At 69.8% G+C, this 21,508-nt stretch carries 20 protein-coding genes and 1 pseudogene; 5 read left to right on the forward strand and 16 right to left on the reverse strand.

Annotated features, from left to right (window positions below):
• Positions 1–90: 90 nt before the first annotated feature.
• Complete coding sequence (locus tag AB0C20_RS01705) at positions 91–486, reverse strand: STAS domain-containing protein (RefSeq protein ID WP_357566994.1); 396 nt, start codon at positions 484–486, stop codon at positions 91–93.
• Positions 487–743: 257 nt separating this feature from the next.
• Here AB0C20_RS01705 and AB0C20_RS01710 point away from each other — a divergent pair, with 257 nt between their 5' ends.
• Entirely contained in the window at positions 744–1,301 is a 558-nt protein-coding gene (locus tag AB0C20_RS01710; protein WP_357177438.1) for an HPP family protein, read from the forward strand.
• Positions 1,302–1,627: 326 nt separating this feature from the next.
• Positions 1,628–2,342 (forward strand): annotated as a pseudogene (locus tag AB0C20_RS01715) (GAF and ANTAR domain-containing protein).
• 25 nt (positions 2,343–2,367) lie between these two features.
• Here the strand turns inward: AB0C20_RS01715 and AB0C20_RS01720 are convergent.
• The 5 genes from AB0C20_RS01720 to AB0C20_RS01740 form a co-directional block, all read right to left on the reverse strand.
• A complete protein-coding gene (locus AB0C20_RS01720) occupies positions 2,368–2,583 on the reverse strand; it encodes a hypothetical protein (protein ID WP_357566995.1) in 216 nt (71 codons plus the stop codon).
• A 346-nt stretch (positions 2,584–2,929) separates the two neighbouring features.
• On the reverse strand, positions 2,930–3,313 hold the full coding sequence (locus AB0C20_RS01725) for a VOC family protein (RefSeq protein ID WP_357177444.1): 384 nt from the start codon (positions 3,311–3,313) through the stop codon (positions 2,930–2,932).
• 88 nt (positions 3,314–3,401) lie between these two features.
• Positions 3,402–5,048: a thiamine pyrophosphate-binding protein gene (locus tag AB0C20_RS01730; protein WP_357566996.1), complete on the reverse strand. Its 1,647-nt coding sequence runs from the start codon at positions 5,046–5,048 to the stop codon at positions 3,402–3,404.
• A 12-nt stretch (positions 5,049–5,060) separates the two neighbouring features.
• Positions 5,061–5,822, reverse strand: a complete 762-nt coding sequence (locus tag AB0C20_RS01735; RefSeq protein WP_357177448.1) for a cyclase family protein — start codon at positions 5,820–5,822, stop codon at positions 5,061–5,063.
• A 47-nt stretch (positions 5,823–5,869) separates the two neighbouring features.
• Positions 5,870–6,307 (reverse strand): ATP-binding protein, encoded by a 438-nt coding sequence (locus AB0C20_RS01740; protein WP_357566997.1) that lies wholly within the window; start codon positions 6,305–6,307, stop codon positions 5,870–5,872.
• Positions 6,308–6,424: 117 nt separating this feature from the next.
• On the opposite strand from AB0C20_RS01740, the gene AB0C20_RS01745 reads away from it, so the two are divergent.
• From AB0C20_RS01745 to AB0C20_RS01755, 3 genes are all read left to right on the forward strand, one after another.
• Entirely contained in the window at positions 6,425–7,681 is a 1,257-nt protein-coding gene (locus tag AB0C20_RS01745) for a GAF domain-containing SpoIIE family protein phosphatase (protein WP_357566998.1), read from the forward strand.
• A 100-nt stretch (positions 7,682–7,781) separates the two neighbouring features.
• Complete coding sequence (locus AB0C20_RS01750; protein WP_357177454.1) at positions 7,782–9,074, forward strand: protein kinase; 1,293 nt, start codon at positions 7,782–7,784, stop codon at positions 9,072–9,074.
• Between the two features lie 84 nt (positions 9,075–9,158).
• On the forward strand, positions 9,159–10,934 hold the full coding sequence (locus AB0C20_RS01755; protein ID WP_357177456.1) for a substrate-binding and VWA domain-containing protein: 1,776 nt from the start codon (positions 9,159–9,161) through the stop codon (positions 10,932–10,934).
• A gap of 68 nt (positions 10,935–11,002) precedes the next feature.
• On the opposite strand, the gene AB0C20_RS01760 is transcribed toward AB0C20_RS01755, so the two are convergent.
• The 10 genes from AB0C20_RS01760 to AB0C20_RS01805 all read right to left on the reverse strand — a co-directional run bounded on the left by AB0C20_RS01760 (position 11,003) and on the right by AB0C20_RS01805 (position 21,425).
• On the reverse strand, positions 11,003–12,019 hold the full coding sequence (locus AB0C20_RS01760) for a hypothetical protein (protein WP_357177458.1): 1,017 nt from the start codon (positions 12,017–12,019) through the stop codon (positions 11,003–11,005).
• Positions 12,016–12,897 (reverse strand): ABC transporter ATP-binding protein, encoded by an 882-nt coding sequence (locus AB0C20_RS01765; protein ID WP_357177460.1) that lies wholly within the window; start codon positions 12,895–12,897, stop codon positions 12,016–12,018. Before AB0C20_RS01765 ends, AB0C20_RS01760 begins: the two co-directional genes overlap by 4 nt.
• Complete coding sequence (locus AB0C20_RS01770; protein ID WP_357177462.1) at positions 12,894–13,283, reverse strand: GntR family transcriptional regulator; 390 nt, start codon at positions 13,281–13,283, stop codon at positions 12,894–12,896. The genes AB0C20_RS01765 and AB0C20_RS01770 overlap by 4 nt, the downstream gene beginning before the upstream one ends.
• A gap of 89 nt (positions 13,284–13,372) precedes the next feature.
• Positions 13,373–14,197 (reverse strand): 5-deoxy-glucuronate isomerase, encoded by an 825-nt coding sequence (iolB, locus tag AB0C20_RS01775; RefSeq protein ID WP_357177464.1) that lies wholly within the window; start codon positions 14,195–14,197, stop codon positions 13,373–13,375.
• A gap of 45 nt (positions 14,198–14,242) precedes the next feature.
• On the reverse strand, positions 14,243–15,430 hold the full coding sequence (locus AB0C20_RS01780; protein ID WP_357177466.1) for a glycoside hydrolase family 88 protein: 1,188 nt from the start codon (positions 15,428–15,430) through the stop codon (positions 14,243–14,245).
• Between the two features lie 84 nt (positions 15,431–15,514).
• Positions 15,515–16,198, reverse strand: coding sequence for a hypothetical protein (locus AB0C20_RS01785; RefSeq protein WP_357566999.1), 684 nt, complete (start codon positions 16,196–16,198; stop codon positions 15,515–15,517).
• Positions 16,199–16,201: 3 nt separating this feature from the next.
• A complete protein-coding gene (locus AB0C20_RS01790) occupies positions 16,202–17,098 on the reverse strand; it encodes a carbohydrate ABC transporter permease (RefSeq protein WP_357177470.1) in 897 nt (298 codons plus the stop codon).
• Positions 17,098–17,961, reverse strand: coding sequence for a sugar ABC transporter permease (locus tag AB0C20_RS01795; protein WP_357177472.1), 864 nt, complete (start codon positions 17,959–17,961; stop codon positions 17,098–17,100). The genes AB0C20_RS01790 and AB0C20_RS01795 overlap by 1 nt, the downstream gene beginning before the upstream one ends.
• 116 nt (positions 17,962–18,077) lie before the next feature.
• Positions 18,078–19,280 carry an extracellular solute-binding protein gene (locus AB0C20_RS01800; protein WP_357567000.1) on the reverse strand — a complete coding sequence of 401 codons (1,203 nt, stop codon included), beginning with the start codon at positions 19,278–19,280 and terminating at the stop codon, positions 18,078–18,080.
• Between the two features lie 144 nt (positions 19,281–19,424).
• On the reverse strand, positions 19,425–21,425 hold the full coding sequence (locus AB0C20_RS01805; protein ID WP_357567002.1) for a DUF2264 domain-containing protein: 2,001 nt from the start codon (positions 21,423–21,425) through the stop codon (positions 19,425–19,427).
• Positions 21,426–21,508: the final 83 nt, after the last annotated feature.

Genomic DNA, 21,508 nt, shown 5'->3' on the forward strand with positions numbered 1-21,508 from the left:
GCCCGGGTCCTGTCCCGGGCGGCGCGTCGCCGTAAGGCGGGATGGCGGAGACCGACACGTGCGCGGTCAAAGATCCACCAGCCGGCGGGATCATCGACTCGCGTTGGTCGCCGGCATGTCCAGGTCTATCCCGGTGCCGGTCACTGCCAGCAGGTAGGTGACGCACGGAGCGGTGGCATGCAGGGTCAACGTGACCTCGGCGGTCTCGGCCGCGTGCTGGGTTCGCAGCAGGGCGCTGATGCCGTGAGCGCTGAAGAAGGTCACCCCGGAGAGATCGAGCGCCAAACGTGCGGGTCGCCGGGTGATCACGTGTTCGGCCAACTCACTGATGAGATGAGCGGTGCTCATGTCGACCTCGCCGGAAACGGTGATCATTGGCGCATGCCGGTCGTTGCGCAGGTCGAGCGTCATGATCGGCTTGGCGGGCTGAGCGAGGCGCCGAGTCGGTTGAGCGTGCTGGCGGGTGGGTTGTTCGAGGATCGACATGACGCCTCCCGATCTGGTGCATCGGTGAGTCGGACCCTCCCGCGGCGATGAGACGCGGGCGGCGGACCTGGGCGCATGTCTTGACCCGCGAACCACCCTACCCACGGCGTTCGCCGTTGACACCATTCGTGAGCGGTGGCGAGTCTCGAAGAGGTGTTGCCTATCCGGTTCGGTCCGCCGGCCCGGGGTAGGGCACATGCTGAAGGGCGGACGTCCCCAATCAGACGCGGAGCGGCACGAGCGACAGGGGGAACGTGATGGGCCGAGCGGTGCGCTCCGCGCACGCCTTCGCGGGCGGCGCGCTGGCGGTGGTGCTCGCCGGGCTGGTCGCACTCGTCACGCATCAGCCGTGGCTGTTTCCCAGTCTGGGTCCGGCGGTGATGTTGCACGTGGAGAAGCCGGCGTCGCCCGAGTCCTCGCCGCGCAACACGTTCATCGGGCACGGGGTGGCCCTGCTGGCCGGATACCTGTTCCTGGTGGCCTGCGGGCTTGCCGACGAACCCTCGGCGCTCCAGGAGGGGGTGACCGGGTTGAGGATCGTGGCGGTGGCCGGGTCACTGGCGGTGACTGCATCGGTGCTGGTGTTGCTGAAGGCGTCGCACGCCCCGGCGGGTGCGACGACACTGATCGTGAGCCTGGGCCTGCTCCGTACCCCTACCGAGTTGCTCGTCGTGGCCGGCGCGGTGGTGCTGGTCACGGTCGTCGACTGGCTGTACGGACGGGTGTCGGGCCGGCCGATGCCGCTGTGGGCGGCGCCCGCGTCGTCACCGGAAGGAGGACATCGTGGTGGACCGGATCGCCGACGCGTGGAGTGAGCCCGCGATACAGAACTGCTCGCGGTCGTACGGCGCCGCGAGGGAGAAACCGCGATCCAGCTCAAGTGGCTGCCTACCCGGATGAAGGCTGCCGCGCCCCAGCCGCTCGTCGTCGCCGACTGACAATCCGGGTATCCTGGCGGGCCTGTAGTCCACGTCCGCGTATCGGATGTGACGAATCGGCGTCGAGCAACCGGCGTTGGTCCCGGCTCCGCTCGGTAGGGGGTCCGTGCAGCGGTCCGCGTCACGCGGGCTGCCATCCCCGCGCCCAGGCCACCTCGATCTTCGACTTCCCGCGGGCGTACCGGCCATCAGGACTCGGTGCCATGACCCACTCGCCGACGGACCCCGCCGAGGCTTTCGCCGAACTCGGCCGCATCAAGCTCGCTGAGACCCAGCCTCGACGACGTTCTGCAGCGAGTCGCGGAGCTGGCCAAACGGGTGCTGCCCGTGCCGGTCGAGGTGTCGGTCACGCTGGTTCGCGGTGGGACCGGGTACACCGCGGCGTTCACCGACGAACTGGCTCTCGACATGGACGAGCGGCAGTACGCCCAGGGAAGCGGTCCGTGTCTGGCCGCCGCCACCGCCGGCGACATCCTCTCCGTGCCCGAACTCACCGCCGAGGATCGCTGGCCCGACTGGGCCGAACGCGGCCGTAAGGCGGGAGTCGGCAGTTCCGTCTCGGTCGGCATGCCGATCCAGGAGGCGGTCGTCGGCGCGCTCAACGTCTACGCCCGCATCCCGCACGCCTTCGACGACGACACGGTCGCCGCGCTGGAGACCTTCGCCGCGTACGCCGCCGTCGCCCTGGCCAACGCCCAACTCTACGAGAGCACCGCGAACCTCGCCCGCCAGATGCAGGACGCGATGGCCAGCCGCGCGGTCATCGAGCAGGCGAAGGGCATCATCATGGCTGAGCGCCGGTGCAGCGCCACCGAAGCGTTCAACATCCTGGCGAAGGCCTCGCAGGACTCCAACCGCAAGCTCCGCGACGTGGCTCAGACACTGGTGGACCGGGCAGCCGGAAAGCCTCGGCGCTGACCAGGGCCGGGCACGGGCCGCGGGCTTACCGCTCGGCCTCGGTGTCCGTCGCGCCGGTCGGGGTGCCGTCGCCGTCGCGGGTCGCGTGCGACAGGTCCACCTCGGCACCGGTCCGGGCGGCGTCCGCCTTCGCGTCGTCGGCGCCGACGATCTCCCCGACAGGACCGGCATCCGCGCCGTCGTCGTCGATCAGCCGCCCGGCGTCGGCCACACCGATTGGTACGTACCTGGGATCGGTCATCTCGTCCTCCTTGGGGGTTTTGCCTCGCCCCTACCGCTACCCCCAGATGTTTCCCACACACCCCCGCCCGCTACTCCTCCGGGACGCGCGGCCCGACCTCTCCCCGCCTCAGGTGTTCCGCGTTGCGGTCGGCCTCGCTGTCGGCGTGCGCGGCCCCGGAGCCGGGATCCGTCGTCCGGCGCCCCTCGGCGTCCTGATACACCGCCCCGGTCTCGAGGGCCCTCTCCTGCTGGCTCTGCTCAGGCGTCGTCATGAATTCCCACTACCCTCCGGCTCCCCCAGCAAACGGTCCCGCCGGAGCTGCCCGATCAGCCGGCCGCAGGGCTACCGGGGCCGTGATCATGCATCACGCGACGCAGAACTCGTTGCCCTCGGGGTCGAGCATGACGACGTGGCCGAGGACATCGCCGTACCACTCCTCGCGGACCACAGTCGCGCCGGCGGCAACCAGATCGGGCACCTTCTGCCGGATCAACCGGGCGCGCTCGGCCAGGTCCCCGGAGCCTGGACCGGCCACCCGGATGTCGATGTGCATGCGGTTCTTGGCGGACTTTCCCTCGGGGACCTTGAGGAAGCTGATGGCAGGACCCCTGCCGTCCGGGTCGACGATGGACGCGTTGTCGGGTTCGTCGAAACCGGGCTCCTTGACATAGCCGAGGGCCAACGCCCAGAAGGCAGCGATCCGCTGGGGATCGTCGGCATCGCATCCCAGGGTCCAGAGAGTGGCCACCGCGTCAACGTACGTCAGCTATGACGCCCTGTCACCGACCCGGCTGACGCCCGGGAGCGCTGGGGACCTTGGGCACGGCGGTGGTGGCTCAGTGGCCACGGAACGCCTCCTCCAACCACCAGGAGCCGCGCGCGGCGCTGACCTTGGCGTCGATCACCAACGGCCGGGTACGGGGACCGGCGAGCCAGTGGCGTACCGGTTCGAGATCGTCGACGGTCCGGACGGTCAACCCATCGCAGCCGTAGCCACTGGCGATCGCGGCCAGGTCGGTCTCGGGGAAGGTGACAGCCTCCAACGGGTGCCCGTCCGGGCCGAAGTGGTGCACCTCGGCCCCGTACGCCGCGTCGTCGTAGATCACCACGAGCAGGGGTAACGCCAGCCGGACGGCGGTGACCAGCTCGGTCGCGGACATGACGAAGCCACCGTCGCCGACCGCGGCGACGGTGAGCCGGTCCGGCCGGGCGACCGCCGCGCCGAGCGCACTGGCCAGACCGAGCCCGACCGACTGGAACGCCTGGGTGAAACAGAATCCAGCCACGTCCGGTACGTCGAGCCACATCGACGGGTAGCCCATGAAGTTGCCCGAGTCGACCACCACCGTCCGGTCGGCCGGCAGCAGGTCGTCCAGGGCGGTCGAGAGCGTCCTCGGGTCGATCGTCGCCGAGGCACCGCCGCCCTCATCCTGGTATGGAACCGACCGCCACCGGCCGTGGTCGCGGATCCGCTGTGCCAGCTCCGGCGTACGCCACCCGCCGGTTCCGGCGCCCGCGGGCCCGGTGGAGCCGACGCTCAGCCGCGCGAGCAGCGCCTCGGCGACCGTCGACACCTCACCGGCCACCGTCAGGTCGACCGGACGGTTCACCCCGAACGCGGCCGGGTCGTGGTCCACCTGGACGACGACGGCGGAGGGCGGGATCAGTTCGCCGTGCCGGGTGGTCCACATGTTCAGCGTGCTGCCCCACGCCACGACCAGGTCCGCCGTGCCGATCAGCTCGGCGGTGAGCGGGGTGGCGAAGCCACCGGCCACGTCGAGGTTCCACGGGTTGCCGGCGAACAGTCCCTTCGCGGCGGCCGAGACCGCGAGCAGCGCGCCGCACGCGTCGGCGAGCCGGGTCAGCGGTTCCCGGGCCGACCGAGCGCCCCGACCGGCGATGAAGACCGGTCGGCGGGCGGCGTGGAGCGCGGCCAGCAACGGCTCGACCTGCGGGGCGGTGGCCGGGGTCGGCGCGACCGTAGGGACCGGGCCGGACCACGGTTCGGTCACGGCTTGCTGCACCTCCAACGGGAGACCCAGCACCACTGTCGCGCCCCGGGCGGCGGCCCGGTACGCCCGGCCCGTGTCCTCGGCCGCGTGCGTTACGCGTACCCGGTGGAAGTCAGCCCCGACCGCGGCGGCGAGCGCCGGCAGGTCGATGAAGAAGTTCGACAGCGGCGCTGTCGCCTCCGGGGCCAGGACCACCATCGGGGTACGGCTCTTCGCGGCCTCGGTGAGGCCGGTCAGCGCGTTGGTGACGCCTGGGCCCTGGTGCACCGAGAGCAGTCCGACCGTCCCGGCGGTGCGGGCGTACCCGTCGGCCATGCTGGCCGCGCCGCCCTCGTGGGCCGCCGCCACGAACCGGGCACCGGCCGCGACGAGCGCGTTCGTGACATGGAAGTTGCCACTGCCGACCACCCCGAAGACGTGCCGTGCGCCGTGTCCGTACAGGACCCGCCCGACCACCTCGGCTACCCGCATCGGTGGCCCGGCCTACCGTTCGACGAGAGCGAGGACCCGACACGGGCTGCCGGAGCCGGAGACGATCGGCAGTGGCCCGGCGATCACCACCGCGCCGGTCGCCGGCAACTGCCCCAGGTTACGGAGCTGGGTCAGGCCGTACTTGTCCTGGCCGAGCAGGTACGAGTGGCACGGGAACGGCGGGTCGAACGAGTGGGCGGCGCCGGCGTCGGTCCCGACCGTCTCCACCCCGACGCCCTGGATCGGTGAATCCTCGGCCAGCCAGCGGGCGCACTCCACGGAGATGCCCGGGGTACGCCCCGCGTTGGCGTACCGTTCCGGGTCGTCGCCGTACGTGTCCCAGCCGGTGCGGTAGAGCAGCCAGCCACCGGTGGGCAGGGTGCCATGTTCCGCCTCCCATGCCTTGACGTGCTCGACCTCTAGCAGGAAGTCAGGGTCGGCGGCGGCGTCGGAGGCGTGGTCGATCACCACTGCCGGGGCGATCAGCTGGCTCACCGGGACCTGCGACACGTCGGCGCCCTGTTGACCGGTGACCCAGTGCACCGGAGCGTCGAAATGGGTGCCGGTGTGTTCGCCGGTGGAGAAGTTGTTCCAGTACCAGGCCGGACCGCTGTCGTCGTACCGGCTGATCTCGCTGAGCTGAAACGGCCAGGTCTGGCCGAACTGCTCGGGCAGGCCCAGGATCGGGGTCTGGTCCGAGAGCGGAGCGGTGAGGTCGACAACCTGGATCCGGCCGCTGGAGAGAGCGGCGACAAACTCCTGGAGCACCGTCATGCGGCGACGGTACACCCGCTCATGCTCCAGATTGGACCGTGCAACAGTTATCCGAGAGTACTGCGGGTGCGTGCCGCGATGCGGATGGTGGTGCCTGCGGGTCCGCTGTCGACGAGGAGGTAGTCGGCCATGTTCCCGACCACCCAGAGGCCCATTCCTCCGGTGTCGGACAGCGGCGGTCGCTCGGCGCACGGAACGTAGCGAGGGGCGTGGAAGCCCCGTCCCTGGTCAGTGACTTCACAGGTGAGCTGACCGTTCAGGAGCAGGCGTAGGTCACCTTCGCCGCCCCCGTGCCGAATCACGTTGATCATCAGTTCGTTGACCGCGATGACCCAGTTCTCGATCTCGTCGTGGTCGAGGCCGCACCGGCGACTGACGGCCTCGACCTCGTGTCGGACGCGGTTGAGGTCGGCGAGGGTGAACGACGTCGAGAGCAGGGGCTCCCGAGCGGTGGGGGCATGGTGGTCGAGCGGCGGGTTCACCATCAACTCCCCTCCCTGTCGGACATGGAGCCTGGGAAGATACCCCACATCGAAGGCACAACACTGTTGATCTCGCTCCTGACGTGCCATCGGCGGCGTGCCGGCGTCTAGGCTGCCTGGGTGGCCGATGCCGAGGTGGTGACGAACGAGGAACGGCTGCGTCGTATCGAGGCGATCACCGATGCTGCCCTCTCAGGGCTGAACGTCGCCGACCTGCTCGACGAGCTCCTCGAACGGGTCCGGGATCTGCTCAAGGTCGATACCGCCACCATCCTCCTGCTCGACGACCACACTGGCGAGCTCGTCGCGACCGCGGCCAAGGGCCTGGAGGAGGAGGTACGCCGCGGATTCCGCATCCGGGTCGGACGCGGCTTCGCCGGGCGGGTGGCGGCGACACGCGCGCCGGTCACGATCCATGACGTCACGCCCGACGACGTGGTCAATCCGATCCTGCTCGCCACTGGCATACGTGCCCTGCTGGGTGTGCCCATGCTCGCCAACGGCAACCTCGTCGGCGTGCTGCACGTCGGCTCCCTGGCCCTGCGGCGGTTCGGCTCCGAAGACGTGAAGCTGTTGCAGCTCGTCGCCGATCGTGCCAGCCTCGCAGGTCAGGCCCGAGCACAGGTCCTCGACCGGCAGGCAGCGCTGGCCCTGCAACACAGCCTGCTACCTGGCCGGCTACCCGACATTCCCGGCCTGGACCTGGCCGCCCGGTACGTGCCCGGCCATCACCTGGGCATCGGCGGCGACTGGTACGACGTGTTCACGTTGCCCTCGGGCTGGCTGGGCGCCGTCATCGGTGATGTCTCCGGCCACGGGCTGCCATCCGCCGTTGTCATGGGACGCATCCGCAGCGCGCTACGCGCCTACGCCCTCGATTCCGACGATCCCGCCGCGGCGCTGACCTCCCTCGACCGCAAGATCCACCACTTCGAAGCGGGCACTCTCACCACCGCCGTCTACGCCCTGATCACACCCGACCGGACGAGGGTGCATCTCTCCTCCGCGGGCCATCTGCCACCGCTGCTGGCCGTCCCCGGCCATCCCACCGCGCTCGTCAACCTGACGGTGGACCGGCCACTCGGGGTGGGCCGACCATCCACCAGTCGCCGCACCACCGTTCTGGACCTACCGCCGGGCGCGGCGCTCGTCTTCTACACCGACGGACTGGTCGAACGTCGCAGCGAACTGATCGACACTGGCATCGAGCGCCTCGCCGACGCCGTGCAGTCGGGGCCAGCCGAGGCGTTGTGCGACCACATCATGGCCACCAGCGCGGAGGAGCACCCTAACGACGACATCGCCCTGCTGGTCATCCGCCGCCAACCACCACCGGATCAAGCCGCTGTGGCAGCTGATTCGGATGTACTGCGATAACCGACGGCAATCGCGCCGTTCTCGGTCGTCGGCGGCCGACATGGCACGATGGCCGTGTCCTGCGCCGCCGGTGGCCGGGCACGACACTGATGGAGTCGGGATGTCAGAGCTGGCCGGCCCGCCGGTGCCAGGGTTGGCGAAACTGTGGACGCACGACCCGGTCACCGCCGGCCCGTATCGCCTGGTCGGGCGGTTGGGCGCGGGTGGGCAGGGGGTCGTCTATCTCGGCGAGGACGACGCCGGTGACCGGGTCGCGGTCAAGATGGTGAACGTCGATCTGAGTGATCCACGGGCGCGGTCGCAGTTCGTCAAGGAGATCGCCGCCGCCCGCCGGGTCGCCCCGTTCTGCACCGCGCAGGTGCTCTTCGCGGAGGTGGACGGCGAGCGGCCGTACGTGGTCAGTGAGTTCATCGAGGGCCTGACCCTGCACCGGCACGTCCGCGAGCGTGGTCCGGTGACGGGTAACGCCCTGCACCGGCTCGCGGTCGGCACCGTCACGGCGCTCGCGGCGATCCACAGTGCCGGGGTGGTGCACTGCGATCTGAAGCCGGACAACGTGGTGCTGGGCGAGGACGGTCCTCGGGTGATCGACTTCGGTATCGCCCGGGCGTTGGGCAACACGGAGACGGCGTCGAGCCGGGTCATGGGGACCACCGCGTACATGGCGCCGGAGCGGTTCCGCAACGACCCGATCGGTCCACCCTGCGACGTCTTCGCCTGGGCGGCCACTATCGCCTTCGCCGCCGGTGGTCGGCCGCCATTCGGCAACGACTCGCTGTTCGCCGTGATGCACCGGGTGCTGAACGAGTCGCCCGACCTGCCGGCGATGCCTCCCGTTCTGGACGAGCTGATCCGGGAGTGCCTGGCCAAGGATCCGGCGGACCGGCCGGCTGCCGAGCGGGTGTTGGTGCGGCTGCTTCGGCAGGACGGCAGGGTCACCGAGCCGCTACGTCGGGAGAGCCTGCTCGAGGTCGGCAACGAGACGGCGGGCGCGCCGACTCCCGACCAACCGCTCCCCCAGCTCACGCCGACGGCACCGCAACCGGGCGCGACGCAGCCGCAGGTGCCGGCCCGGCCGACGGTGCCGACCCAGGCCCAACCGATCCAGCCGGCGCACCTAACGGTGCCTACGCAGCCGGCGGACCTGCCGGCGACGGAACCGGGCGTTGGTGCTGAAGGCGGCGGCGCGTTGCGGCGGCTGCGTCGTGAGGCCCTTGACGCCTGGGGCATTTCGACAGCGCTCTTCCTCGGTTCGGTTGGCGCCGCCGCCGGCTACGTCGCGTCGAGCGCCGTTGGCCCGGCTGCCACGGTCGGTGCGGTCGCCTTCGTCGTGGTCTACCTGGTTCGGCTGCTGGTCGCGACGGCCCTCGGGAGACGGCCCGGCCGCGGGTGACCGGCGCGCCGGGGTCGGGGTCGCCGACTGGCGCCGCATCGATAGGTTGACTGCCACCAGTCGCCCGCCGAGGAGGACGTCCCGATGGCCCCACCCGCTACGCGCACGCGGCAGTGGTTGCCGTACACCGCCGCCGTCACCGCCGGGCTGGTGGTCATCGCCGGGGCGTTCGTGTTCGTCCGACAGCGCGAGGCGGGCAACGACTGCGCCATCATCCTCCAGGTCAACTCCTCGACGGAGAAGGCGGCTCTGCTGGTCGACCTGGCCGAGCGCTACAACAGCAGCGATCGGTCGATCAAGGGCGGTGGCTGCGCCCAGGTGCACGTCAGCGCGTTGAACTCGGGCAAGGCCACCGAGGCGCTGGCTTCCGGCTGGACCCACACCGGTCTGCCGCAACCACAGGTCTGGCTGCCGACGTCGAGCCTGTGGACCGGCCAGCTCCGGCTGCTCGACGAAGCCGCCGGGCGGGAGCTACAAACTCCGGACCGCTACCCGTCGATCGCCAACAGCCCGCTGGTGATCGCGATGCCGCAGCCCAAGGCCGAACTGGTACGCAAGCGCGGATCGTTGGGCTGGGGAGAGATCCTGGGCCTGTCCGGGCGGGACGGGTGGGCGGACTTCGGCAAGCCGGAGTGGGGTCGCTTCACCTTCGGCAAGGACAACCCGAACCTGTCCACCTCCGGGCTGGCGGCGACCATCGCCACCTACTACGCGGCGGTGCAACGGGCCAGCGACCTGACACGGTCCGACCTGGCCGACCCGGCGGTCACCCAGTTCGTCCGCCGGATCGAGGCCAACGTGTCGCACTACAGCGACGACTCGGTGGACCTGCTGCGCAGCCTCGCCGAGGCGGACCTGGCCGGCGGCGCGGGCAGCACTGACGACATGAGTGCCATCGTCCTGCAGGAGGAGCTGGTGGACCTCTACAACACGGGTGCGCTGAGCCCTCGGCAGGAAGGGCAGGAGCGGGGCCGCAGGCCGAACGTCCCGCTGGTCGCGGTCCATCCCAAGGAGGGCACGTTCAACCTGGACCACCCCTTCGTGGTGCTGCCCTCCGCCGACGAGCGCCAGCGCGCGGCAGCGGCCGACTTCCAGAAGTTCCTGACCGAGGACGCCCAGCAGGAGAGCTTCGCCCGCCTCGGCTTCCGGGACCATGAGCGGCGCGCCTCGGCGGAGTTGCTCGCCAGCGTCGGCGCCGAGCCCAGCGGCGGGCTGAACTACTTCGAGCCGCCGGCCCCGGAGGTGGTCGGCGCGATGTTGGACGGTTGGCGCACGCTCCGCAAGAAGGCCAACATCCTGATCGCCCTGGACACCTCGGGGTCCATGCTGGCGAAGGTCGGCACCCGTTCCCGATTCGAGGTCGCCGCGGCGGCGGCGGGCAAGGGTCTCGCACTGCTCAACAGCGAAGACCGGGTGGGGCTCTGGTCGTTCTCCTCGGAGACCAAGCAGCAGCCGAAGAGCCCTTATCGGCAAGAGGTCCCTCTCGGCGAGTTCGATCAGAAGCGGCTCAACAGCAAGATCGCCGGCCTGCAGGTCGCTGGCGATACCGCGCTCTACGCGACGGTCCGGGCCGCACACCGAGAGCTGCTCGAACGGTACGACCCGCAGCGGATCAACGCGATCGTCGTGCTGACCGACGGCAAGAACGAGTACAGCAAGGACAACGACCTGGCCCGGTTGCTCGCCGAGGTCGCCCTGGACCCGCGGCGTCCGGTGAAGGTGTTCTGCATCGCCTTCGACCGGGATTCGGACTTCGCCACCCTGGACCGGATCGCCAAGGCATCGTCGGGCAAGGCCTACGACGCCACCGACCCCACCAAGGTCGACGAGGCGTTCGTGAAGCTGGTCAGCAGCTTCTGACACTTCCCGCTGGGACAACCAGACCGGTGGGGGCCAGGCGCTCGGCCTGCCCCCCACCGGCTCTGCCGTCAGACCAGTCGGCGGCGGACCCACCAGAAGGAGAACAGGGACAGCACGACGGTCAACGCGATCAGCACGCCGAACTCCCGCCATTGCAGGCCCCAGAACTTCGAGCCGGGCACGTAGCTCACCTTCAGGCTGAGGTTCTGCTCCCCCAGCCACCTCTGGCACGCATCGCGCCCACCGGGCGCCCTCGGCCCGCACTGGGTCATGTCGGCCGGACCGGTGAACTCCGCTCCGGTCGAGGTGATCGTGGTGCTCGACACGACCCAGTCACCCCTGCGGTCGGGCTCGACGTGGACCGTCATCCGCCCGGTGTCGGGGCTCATCGAGATCCCGAAGTCACCGTCGAACGCCAGGGGGCTGACCGTGGTGACCGGCTGGGCCAGCCAGGGGCGCACCACGAACGGCGCGGCGATCTGGAGGCTGACCACCACCAGCAGGGTCACCGCCATCGCGGCGAGGGTCCGCCGCAGCAGCAGCCCGGTGGCGACACCCACCACGAAGGCCAGCGTCGCGTAGCCAATCGGCACGATGCCCCGGGCCGCGAACACCAGCGGGTTCATCCGGTCCGCCGAGGCCCCGTCGATCGGCTGCGCCCACTCGGTCAGCACCAGGCTGAGCAGGCCGGCACCGAGCGCGGCGGCGCCGCCCCCGACCGCGAGCTTGACCAGCAGCCAACGCCCGCGGCTGACGGATTGGCTGAAAACCATGCGGTACGTGCCAGACTCCAACTCCCGAGCCACCAACGGCGCGCCCCAGAAGATGCCCACCAGGGCAGGCAGTAGATAGAGGGAGCCGATGGCGGCGATGTGGACCTCACTCGCCCATCCCGGTTGCAGCGCCTGGAGGAACGTCTCGGCGGCGGCACGACAGGCATCGCCCTGGCAGCCGGTGTATCCGGTCTGCGTGGCCAGCTCGGTGACCTCCGACCAGGTCAGCGCCAGAGCGCCCAGCAGCGCAAGCAACAGGGTGCCGGTGGCCAGGGCCGGGGTGCGGAACTGCCGCCAGGTCATCCAGATCATCGCTGCCCCTCCAGAACCCGACCCGTACCGTCGCTGGTGGCACCGCTCATGTACGCCAGCACGATGTCCTCCAGGTCCAGCCGGTCGACCTGCCAGGACGGGTCGACGATCGGCGCGGTGCTGCGCACCACAAGTGTCGACTGCACCTCGGTGTGACTCTGCTCGACCAAGGCTCGCCCGACGCCCAGCTCGGTGGTGTCGCGCCGCCGCCCGACCAGACGGTGGTGGGTGGCGAGCAGGTCGTCCACGTCGCCGGCCACCCGTACCCGGGAGGCGACCAGCACGATCAGGTGGTCGCAGACCCGTTCCAGGTCGGCGACCAGGTGCGAGGACATCACGATGCTCATGCCCTGCTCGGCAGCCAGCTCCATCAGCCCCTGCAGGAAGTTGCGTCGGGCGAGCGGGTCGAGTGCCGCCACCGGCTCGTCGAGCAGCAGGAGATTGGGACGCTTCGCCGCTGCCACGGTCAGGGCCAGTTGGGCGCGCTGGCCGCCGGAGAGCTTGCCTGCCTTCTGTGCCGGGTCCAGGCCGACCTGGGCGATGCGCCGCTCGGCGAGCGCAGCGTCCCAGGACGGGTTGAGGTGCGCGCCCATCCGCAGGTGGTCCGCGACGGTCAGGCCGGCGTAGACCGGGGTGTCCTGCGCGACGAACCCGACCCGCGGCGACCCGCTGACCGGCAGTGCGCCGAGGACCTCGATCCGCCCCGCGGTCGGATCGAGCAGCCCACAGGCCAGTTGCAGCAGCGTGGACTTGCCGGCGCCGTTCGGCCCGACCAGGCCCACGACGTGGCCGGCCGGAATGTCCAGAGTGCAGTCCTTCAGTGCGGAGCGCCGACCGTACCGCTTGGTCAGACCGTCCGTGATCAGGGCGCTAGTCATCCTCGGGCCTCCGAAAATGTCCGAAAGCTGCTGAGGAAGAGCGCCTCGATGCTCTCGTCGTCCAGGCCCGCCTCCCGTGCCTCGGTCAGCCAGCGGGCCAGGCCCTGCCGCAGCGGCTCGTGCTTGCTCAGCGAGTCACCGACCAGCGTGCGGGTGACGAACGTGCCCAGCCCGGGCCGGGCGGTGACCAGGCCCTCGTACTCCAACTCGCGGTACGCCTTGGACACGGTGTTCGGGTTGATAGCGACCCGGGCGACCACCTCCTTCACTGTGGGCAGCTTGTCGCCCTCGTTGAGAACTCCGAGCCGGAGCGCGTGCCGTACCTGTCGGATGAGCTGCATGTACGGCGCGACCCCGGACCGTGAGTCCAGGTGAAACTCGATCACCTCGCCACCCCATTCCACTAGTTGCCTAGTAGAATAGGGCCACGGAGGGTCTGTCCGCTACCTCGTTGCGATGGGTCCGACCGACGTGATTACAGGCCCAGGCTCCGCAGGGTCGGTACGGTCTGGCCCACCCAGGCGAGGTCGGCGTCCTCGCGAGCGCCCTGGGTGCGTTGCGTGCCGGCCAGGAACCACAGGAAATAGGTGGTGTAGCCGGGCGCGCTGACGACTGTGTGGTACCCCTCGGGCATCATCTGCATGACGTGATCGCGGATGGTGACGTTCTCCTCGTACCCGTCGTCGGTGTAGACCCGGCTGATGCCGAACCCGTTCGCCGGGTTGACGCGGTAGTAGTACATCTCCTCGTGTGCGGCCTCGGCGGGCAGGTCGTCGACCTTGTGCCGGTGCGGCGGGTAGGTGCTCCAGTTGCCCGAGGGCGTGTAGGTCTCGCCGACGATGAGCCGGCGGGCGGGCAACTCCGGCTGGGAGATTTCGGTGAGGATCTGGTGGTAGGTACGGCCAAAGTTGGCCGCTCCCCAGCGGCCGGTAACGACCTGCTCCGGTGCGATGACATAGGGGTCCGTGGCCAGTTCGCTGGGCGCGCTGGGTAGGGCTATCTCCACGGCGGTGACCGCCTCGACTGTCACCGCCGAGCCGGCCGGGATGTAGACGGAGTGCGGCTTGCCGGAGAAGACGTCCGGACGCTGGCCGACCTGCGGGAAGTGGCGGCCGGCGACAGTGAAGCTGGCAGTGCCACCGAGGATGACGGCCAGGATCTCCCGGTCACCGGACTCGCCGGTCCAGGACTCGCCGGCCGACAGCCGCAGCAGCGTGAAGTCCAGCAGCCGGCAGGGATTGAAGGGCAGCGTGTTCCGGCCGTCGACGGCGGGAATGGAGCAGTGGTAGCGGTAGTCCATGGTCACCTTTCGGAATGCGGGGCGGGGCGGGTCGGGGCGCGGTGGTCACCAGGGGCTGGTCCAGCCCGGGATGGTGGCGCGGGTGAGGGCTTCCAGGTAGAAGTAGTCGCCCCACAGGGTTCCCTCGTCGACGCCGACGCTCTTGGGTTTGTCGTAGACGCCGTGCAGGATCAGCGCGTTCGAGAACGGATGACCGTCGGTGGAGTAGTGGCCGATGAGCGAACGCAGGATCTCGGCGGCGGCTTTCCGGTACCGGTCGGCGCTGGCCGTGTCGTCGGTGAGGCCGTCCGCCAGTTCGACAAGGCCGCAGGCGGCGATGGCCGCTGCCGAGCTGTCCCGCTCCTGTCCGCTGCCGTCGCCGAACTCCAGATCCCAGTACGCGACGTGGTCGTCCGGCAGGTGGGCGAGGAAGCGGTCGGCGCAGGTCCTCGCGGCGGCGAGCAGCGCGGGGTCGCCGATGTGCCGGTGGTTGAGGCTGAACCCGTAGATGCCCCATGCCTGCCCACGCGCCCAGCAGGAGTGGTCGGAGTGGCCCTGTTCGGTTTCGCCGCGTAGTGGCGCGCCGCTGGCCGGGTCCCAGTAGAAGGTGTGGAAGGTGGTTCCGTCCGGACGCAGGATGTGCTGGCGCAGCTGAGCGGTGTGCCGGCGGGCCGCTGCGGCGTAGCGGTCGTCGCCGGTGGTCTGGCTGGCCCAGAAGAGCAGCGGCGTGTTCATGAGGCTGTCGATGATCGTGCGCCCGCGTTGGCGGGGGTCGTTCAGGTCGCCCCAGGCCTGGATGATTCCGGCTGGTTCGAGGACGCGCGTCATCAGGTGGTCGGCGGCGGCGAGGGCCGCCTCTCGGGCCTGTGGGTCGCCGGTACGGCGGGCCGGGGTGACGCAGGCGAGGGTGTAGAGGAAACCGAGGTCGTGGGTGTCGAGGTCGATGCCGTCGGTCACCCGGGCCGCGAAGCTGTCCACGTGGGAGAGCGCGGCCCGCAGGTGGCGCTCGTCGCCGGTCAGGTCATGTGCGAGCCAGAGCATGCCGGGCCAGAAGCTGGTGGTCCAGCCGACGTTGGCGCCCTCGGGCTGGCCACCGCTCGCTGGCCGGAGCGGGTAGCGGTTGGCGTCGGTGGTGTCCGCCGGGTACCGGTCGCCGAAGGTGGCGATGTTCGCGTCAACGGTACGTATCGCGGCGGCCACCGCGGCCGCCGTGGCCTCTGCGTCGGAGCTGGGACGGACGTCGGTCGCCGTCATGGATGCTGTTCTCCCTCGTGGGTCCGGTCCGGTGCCGGGCAGGTGTGTCGTCGGCGTCCCGGCTCGATGGCCGGAACCTGATGCTCAGGTGGTCTGGGGTGCGGTCGTCGGTGGGTCGAGGGCGGCGCGCAGTGTGAAGCGGCTGTTTGCCCAGACGAAGTAGAGCAGTGGCGCCGCGGCGAGGCCGAGCGCGATCGCGGGACGGGCCGCCAGGATCTGGGCGAGCAGCACGAGGACGAGCAGAGACACGGCGCTGAGGTACCAGCGGCGCACCGCCAGGTACACGCAGGCGCGGGCCACCTCACGCAGCCGCGCTGTGGGTCGGTCGGCGAGGGTCACCAGCCCGAGCAGCGTGGTAGCGACGGTGAGGACGATCAGGGTCGCCAGCACCGGCAGGGCGAGCGCTCCAACCCGGTGGCCCCACGCGACGCGGGCGTCGACGGCGAGCACTACCAGGGCAGTCATGGCCGCCGCCGTCCAGAGCATCGCCGGTCGGGCGGTGGCTCGCCAGGCGCGGCAGTAGGTGCGCAGCACGCCGCCGGTGTCGCCTGCCGAGTAGGCGGACATGACAGCGAAGGCCGCACAGAGCCCTGGCGCGCAGAGCGGAGCGGTCAGCGCGTACAGCGGCCACGAGCGCGCCGCGTCGGTGGTGAACGCGAGCGTCACCAGTGGCAGGCAACCGAGCAGCAGCAGCAGGTTGGTGGCGAGCGCGGCGTAGATCCCGTCGAAGACGGCGGTGATGGTGTCGTGGCGCGGACGCGGCATCATCGGTCAGCCCTTCAGTCCGGTCGAGGCGACGCCCTCGATGAAGTAGCGCTGGCCGAGCAGGAAGATGACAGCGACGGGCAGCACTGACAGCACCGAGCCCGTCATGATCAGCGCGTACTCGGCGTTGTACTGGGAGATGAAGGTGTTCAGCCCCAGCTGGATGGTGCGCAGCTCCGGACTGCGCAGGTAGACGAGCGGGCCGAGGTAGTCGTTCCAGGTGGTCGTGAACATCAGCAGGGCCAGACTGGCCAGCGCCGGCCGGGACAACGGCAGGATGATCCGTCGGTAGATGCCGTATTCGCTGAGCCCGTCGACCCGCGCCGCTTCGCTGAGCTCCTCGGGGATCGTCTCGTAGAACTGCTTCATCAGGAACACGCCGATCGCGCCGAACGCCTGTATCGCGACGATCGACCACAGCGTGTTCGACAGGTGCAGCTTCGACATGAGGATGAACTGCGGGATCATGTACGACTGCCAGGGCACCGCGATCGTCCCGACGTACGCCAGGAAGAGCAGGTTGCGGCCGGGGAAGCGGACGCGGGCGAAGCCGTAGGCCGCGAAGCTGCCGGTGAACACCTGCAGGAAGGTGACCATCACCGACAGCAGCAGGGTGTTCCACAGCCACGTCGTCATGTCCGAGCGCTGCCAGATGTCGAGGTAGTTCCGCCACACCACGGGATCGGGGAGCCAGGTGATCGGGATGGTGAAGACGTCGTTGTTGGTCTTCAACGACGCCACCACCATCCAGAAGAACGGCAGCAGCAGCCCGGCCGCCGCGAGCACGAGAGCGGCGTACCCGAGGAGCCGCCCGCCCAGGGACCGGACCGGCCGGCGGGGCGCGCGGCGATTGCCGGGCGCGGCGACGGCCGGGGTGGGCAGGGAGAGGTCGGTAGCGGTCATCAGCTGTTCCTCCGCTTGTTGACCATGAACTGGATGACCGTGATGCCGAAGCAGATGGCGAACAGGACGATGGAGACCGCCGAGGCGTAGCCGAACTGGTTCTCCTCGAAGCCCTTCTGGTAGATGTACTGCGAGAGCACGAGTGTCGACTGGCCCGGTCCGCCGCCGGTCATCACGAGGATGAGGTCGAAGACCTTGAAGCTTTCGATGGTGAGCAGCACCGTGACGAAGAAGGTAGTGGTTCGTAACCCGGGGAGGGTCACGTGCACGAACCGCTGCCACGGTGAGGCGCCGTCGGTCTCGGCCGCCTCGTAGAGCTGGGCCGGGATGGTCTGCAGGCCGGCCAGGAACAGCAGCATGTAGTAGCCCATGTACCGCCAGGTGCCGACGATGATGACCGCCGGCATCGACCAGGTCGCCGACGCGGTCCAGCCCGGCGGATTGTCCACCCCGACGGCACCGAGAAGAGCGTTGATCGGGCCGTACTCAGGGCTGAACAGCTGGTTCCAGACGACCGCGATCGCCACGATCGAGGTGATGTAGGGGAAGAAGGCGATGGTACGGAAGAACCGCACGCCGCGCAGTTTGCGGTTGAGCAGCAGCGCCAGCCCGAGTGCTGCCGCGAGGGTCAGCGGAATGTGGAAGACGGCGTAGTAGACGGTGTTGCGCAGTGCGGTCCAGAAGCTCGAGTCATCCCACATCCGCCGGAAGTTGGCGGTGCCGGTCCACTCGGCCACCCCGAAGACGTTCCAGTTCGTGAAGGCCACGTAGAACAGCACGACGACGGGTAGCAGGGTGAGCACGGCGAAGCCGATGAAGTTGGGAAGGATGAACGACCAGCCGGCGACCGTGTTGCGCGACACCAGCCGCCGGTTCCTGGGTCTCGTGCGCGGCAGGGTTGCCATAGGGAGTCTCCGGAAGCGTTCGGCCTGGGGGCGGGACCGGCGTGCGGCGCAGGCGCGCCGGGCCCGCCATCGGCTCACTGGTTGAGGACTTCGTTCTTGGCGCGGTCCCGCGCCTTGCTCAGCTCCGCGTCGACGCCCTTGCTGTCGGAGAGGATCGCCGAGTGCGTCTCGTTGAGGAGGTTCTGCAGGCCGGCGGTGTGCTTCGACACGGGGTTCTCCGGCTTGATGGTGTGCTTGGAGTAGGCGAACTTCGACAGGTCGTCCTGCGGTACGCCGTCCAGCCCGAACAGCGTCGCGGTGACCGCGTCGGTGACCTGGGCCGGGGTGATGCCGATCCCGGCCAGCGCCTTGCCGGCCTCCGGGCCGGCCGCGTACTTGAGAAAGTCCTTGGCCGCGGCGGTCTTGGACTTGCTGATCTTCGGGTTGATCCCCAGGCCGGTCGGATCACCGAAGGTGACAGGCGTGGCGGAGGTGCCGGTGGTGGACTTGTCGAACTGCGGCGCCGGCGCCATGCCCCACTGGAACTTGTCGGCGTCACCGCTCTGTCGTTGGTTGAGCAGCGTGGCCACGTACCAGGTGCCCATCAGCAGCATCGCCGACTGCTGCTTGCCGAACTGCGCCTGATAGGTGAGCTTGTTGGTCTTCGCGGTGCCGAAGGTTGGCTGCGCGCCCGCCGCCTGCAGGTCAAGTGACCGCTCGTAGTACGGCTTCAGGTAGCCGTAGTCCCCGGAGAGCAGGTCCGCGTTGGGGGTCTGGGCGAGCGCGAATCCCTGCACTGTCGACTGGAAGGTGTGCTGGTACGCGCCGGTCGCCTTCGAACCGGCCCCCTTCAGCCCGGTGTGCAGTCGCTTCGTCGCGTCGGTGTAGTCGTCCCAGGTCCAACTGCCGTCCGGCGGCGCCACCTTCGCCTTCGCGAACAGGTCCTTGTTGTAGAACAGCACCCACGAGTCCTGCCGGTACGGCACCGCGTACGACTTGCCATCCACCTGGTACGACGCGAGCGCCGGGCTCGAGCCGAGACTGGAGGTGGCGTCCGAGACGTCGAGCAGCTGACCACCGCTCTGGTACGTGTAGAAGTTCTTGAGGTTCTTCATGACGTAGACGTCCGGGGCGGTGCCGGCGGCCAGGTCCGTGATCATCTGGGTGTCGTAGTCGTTGCCTGGGGCGTACTCCTTGAGCTCCACAGTCACGTTCGGGTGGGTCGCCTTGAAGCCGTCGGCGAGCGCCTTGAACTCCGGCGTGGACGACAGGCTCCAGCCAGCCAGGCTGATCGTCACCGGGGCATTTGGGTCGACTGGCTCGTCTCCGCCGCCGCAACCGGTAAGAACAAGCGTCAGGGCCATCGCAGCGCTGATGACGGCCGGTATCGCACGCTTCATCCCTCTCTCCTTAGGTCAAAGGGCCCGGACGGGCCCGCACTGCTACCAGGACGCCTGGGTGGGCCTGGCATGCTCCGTGTCCAGACGGGTCGACGTGCTGATCCCGTCGGGCCAGTCGACCGCCAGGTGGAGGCCGTGGCTGTCCTCGTCGACCACGGCCCGGCATGTCTGCCCGGCCGTGGCCACCGGCACCCTGGACAGTTCGGTGAAGGTGGCGACCCATGCGCCCGGCCGGACGGGGTGGTCCAGCCATGGCACGACCAGCCCGCCGGCCAGGGGCCCGCCGTGCGCAACGGCGGTGACGGCGGCCGTGCCGCCGCCGTGAACGCTCTCGAGCCGGCTGGTCAGGTCGACCCCGGTCACGACCGCCACACCGCCGCCGGCGGTCGCCGTCGCATCCCCGGCGATGGCCCAGCCGCCGATCCGTAGCCTCAGCGCAGCCGCCTCGACGCCGTCGGCGAGGCCGTCGACGCGGGTCAGACGTAGTTCCCAGGGGCCGCGGACCAGCGAGTACACGGTGAGGTGCCCGGCCGGTCGGGACCGGCCGGCGCGGCCACCGCCGTGATCGCGCTGACCGGGATCCGGGTCGAGGAAGTGGGCGAGAGCACGTGACCCGGCCACACCCACGCCGTCGGTGTCGACGTGAACGGTCAGCAGGCGCATGCCGGCGCGGTGGGTGACCCGGCCCGCGTCGTCGACGAGAGTGACGGACTGGTCGAGCGGAGCGGCCCAGCCGTTGTCGTCGAGGACCGGGGTGGTGGCGGTGGAGTAGCCCAGTCGGGCGTAGAGCGGGGAATCTGAGACGGTGGCACCCTCGACGGCGTGGTCGGTTCCGTGGTTGACGACGCGGACGATGCCATCGGCACGGGTGCCAGAGATCAGCCAGCCGGGTGCCTGCACCGCCCGCAGCGTGTCCCGCTCCTCGACAGGCAGCGGCTCCTCGCAGGCCATCCACACTGGATGGTCGGCGGGCAGCGCGATGCCGAGCAGGCCCTTGCTGGCCCAGTACGGCGAGCCCGGCCCGGAGTACGACTGCGCGAGTCGCGGCCACGGCCCGTGCCAGCCGAGGGTGAGTAGGCCTCGTTCGTCAAGGGCGCCGTTGGCGACGAAGTGACGCACGATGCGGGTGGCCGCGCCGCGCAACCGGCCGAGGCTGACCGAGGGCACGCCTGCGATGGCGCCAACCCAGAACGGCGCCGCCGCGGCGAAGCGGTAGGTCAGGCTCCGCCCCTGGATCAACGGCGATCCGTCGGCGCCCACCAGCGCGACCGCGTCGCTCAGGAACCGGTCGAGGCCGGCGACGTCCCGTTCGCGGCGCTGCTCGGCGAGGTCCGCGGCACCGGCCATCCGGGCCCACAGCGTCGGGTAGAGGTGCAGGGCCCAGCCCACGTAGTGGTCGTAGGCGCGGTCGGGCCCGTCGGACATCCAGCCGTCCCCGCGGGCGAAGCCGTCGTGCGTGCGCAGGTCCTCGGTCATCTCGTCGAGCGAATGCGGCCCGCCCACCGAACGCAGGAACGTCTGGACGACCAGCCGGAACCAGACCCAGTTGATCCGTGGGTACGTGTCGTCACCGACCGCCGGGCGCAGATAGTCCACTACCCGCTCACGCACCACGGACGGCAGTCGGTCCCAGATCCACGGGCGGGTCATGTCCAGGACCAATGCGATGGAGGCGGCCTCCACCTTCGCCTGGGGGTGCTCGTCCAAGCGCACCCAACGGTCTGGAGAGCTCGGGTCGGTGCCAGCGGTGATGCCTGCCGTGTACCGGTCCACGAGCTGGTCCACGCCCACTCCCCCAGCGCCCGCGATGCGGAACCCAGCCAGTAGAAAAGTGCGGGCGAAACCCTCCAGTCCGTCGACGGCCCGCCCGTAACCGCCCTCCGGCCCGGGGAAGGTGACGAGGGCGTGTCCGGACGACGCGAACGGTCGGGCGGCGGCGAGCATCCGGTCGGCGAGGGCCAACCAGTCATCCCGGCTCCAGGTCGCGGCGGCAGCGACAGCCGAGTCCGTCGCCGGTGCCTGGCCGGTCGTCCCGAACGTCATCCGTGGTCCTGTCGCATCAATCCGTCTCCGTCGACTGTGGCGAGCGGGGCGTTGCCCATGAATGTGACGTGCAGGCATCCGCA

Origin of the sequence: Micromonospora sp. NPDC048843 (assembly GCF_040649965.1) — a bacterium.
In the GTDB taxonomy this organism is placed as follows: domain Bacteria; phylum Actinomycetota; class Actinomycetes; order Mycobacteriales; family Micromonosporaceae; genus Micromonospora; species Micromonospora hortensis.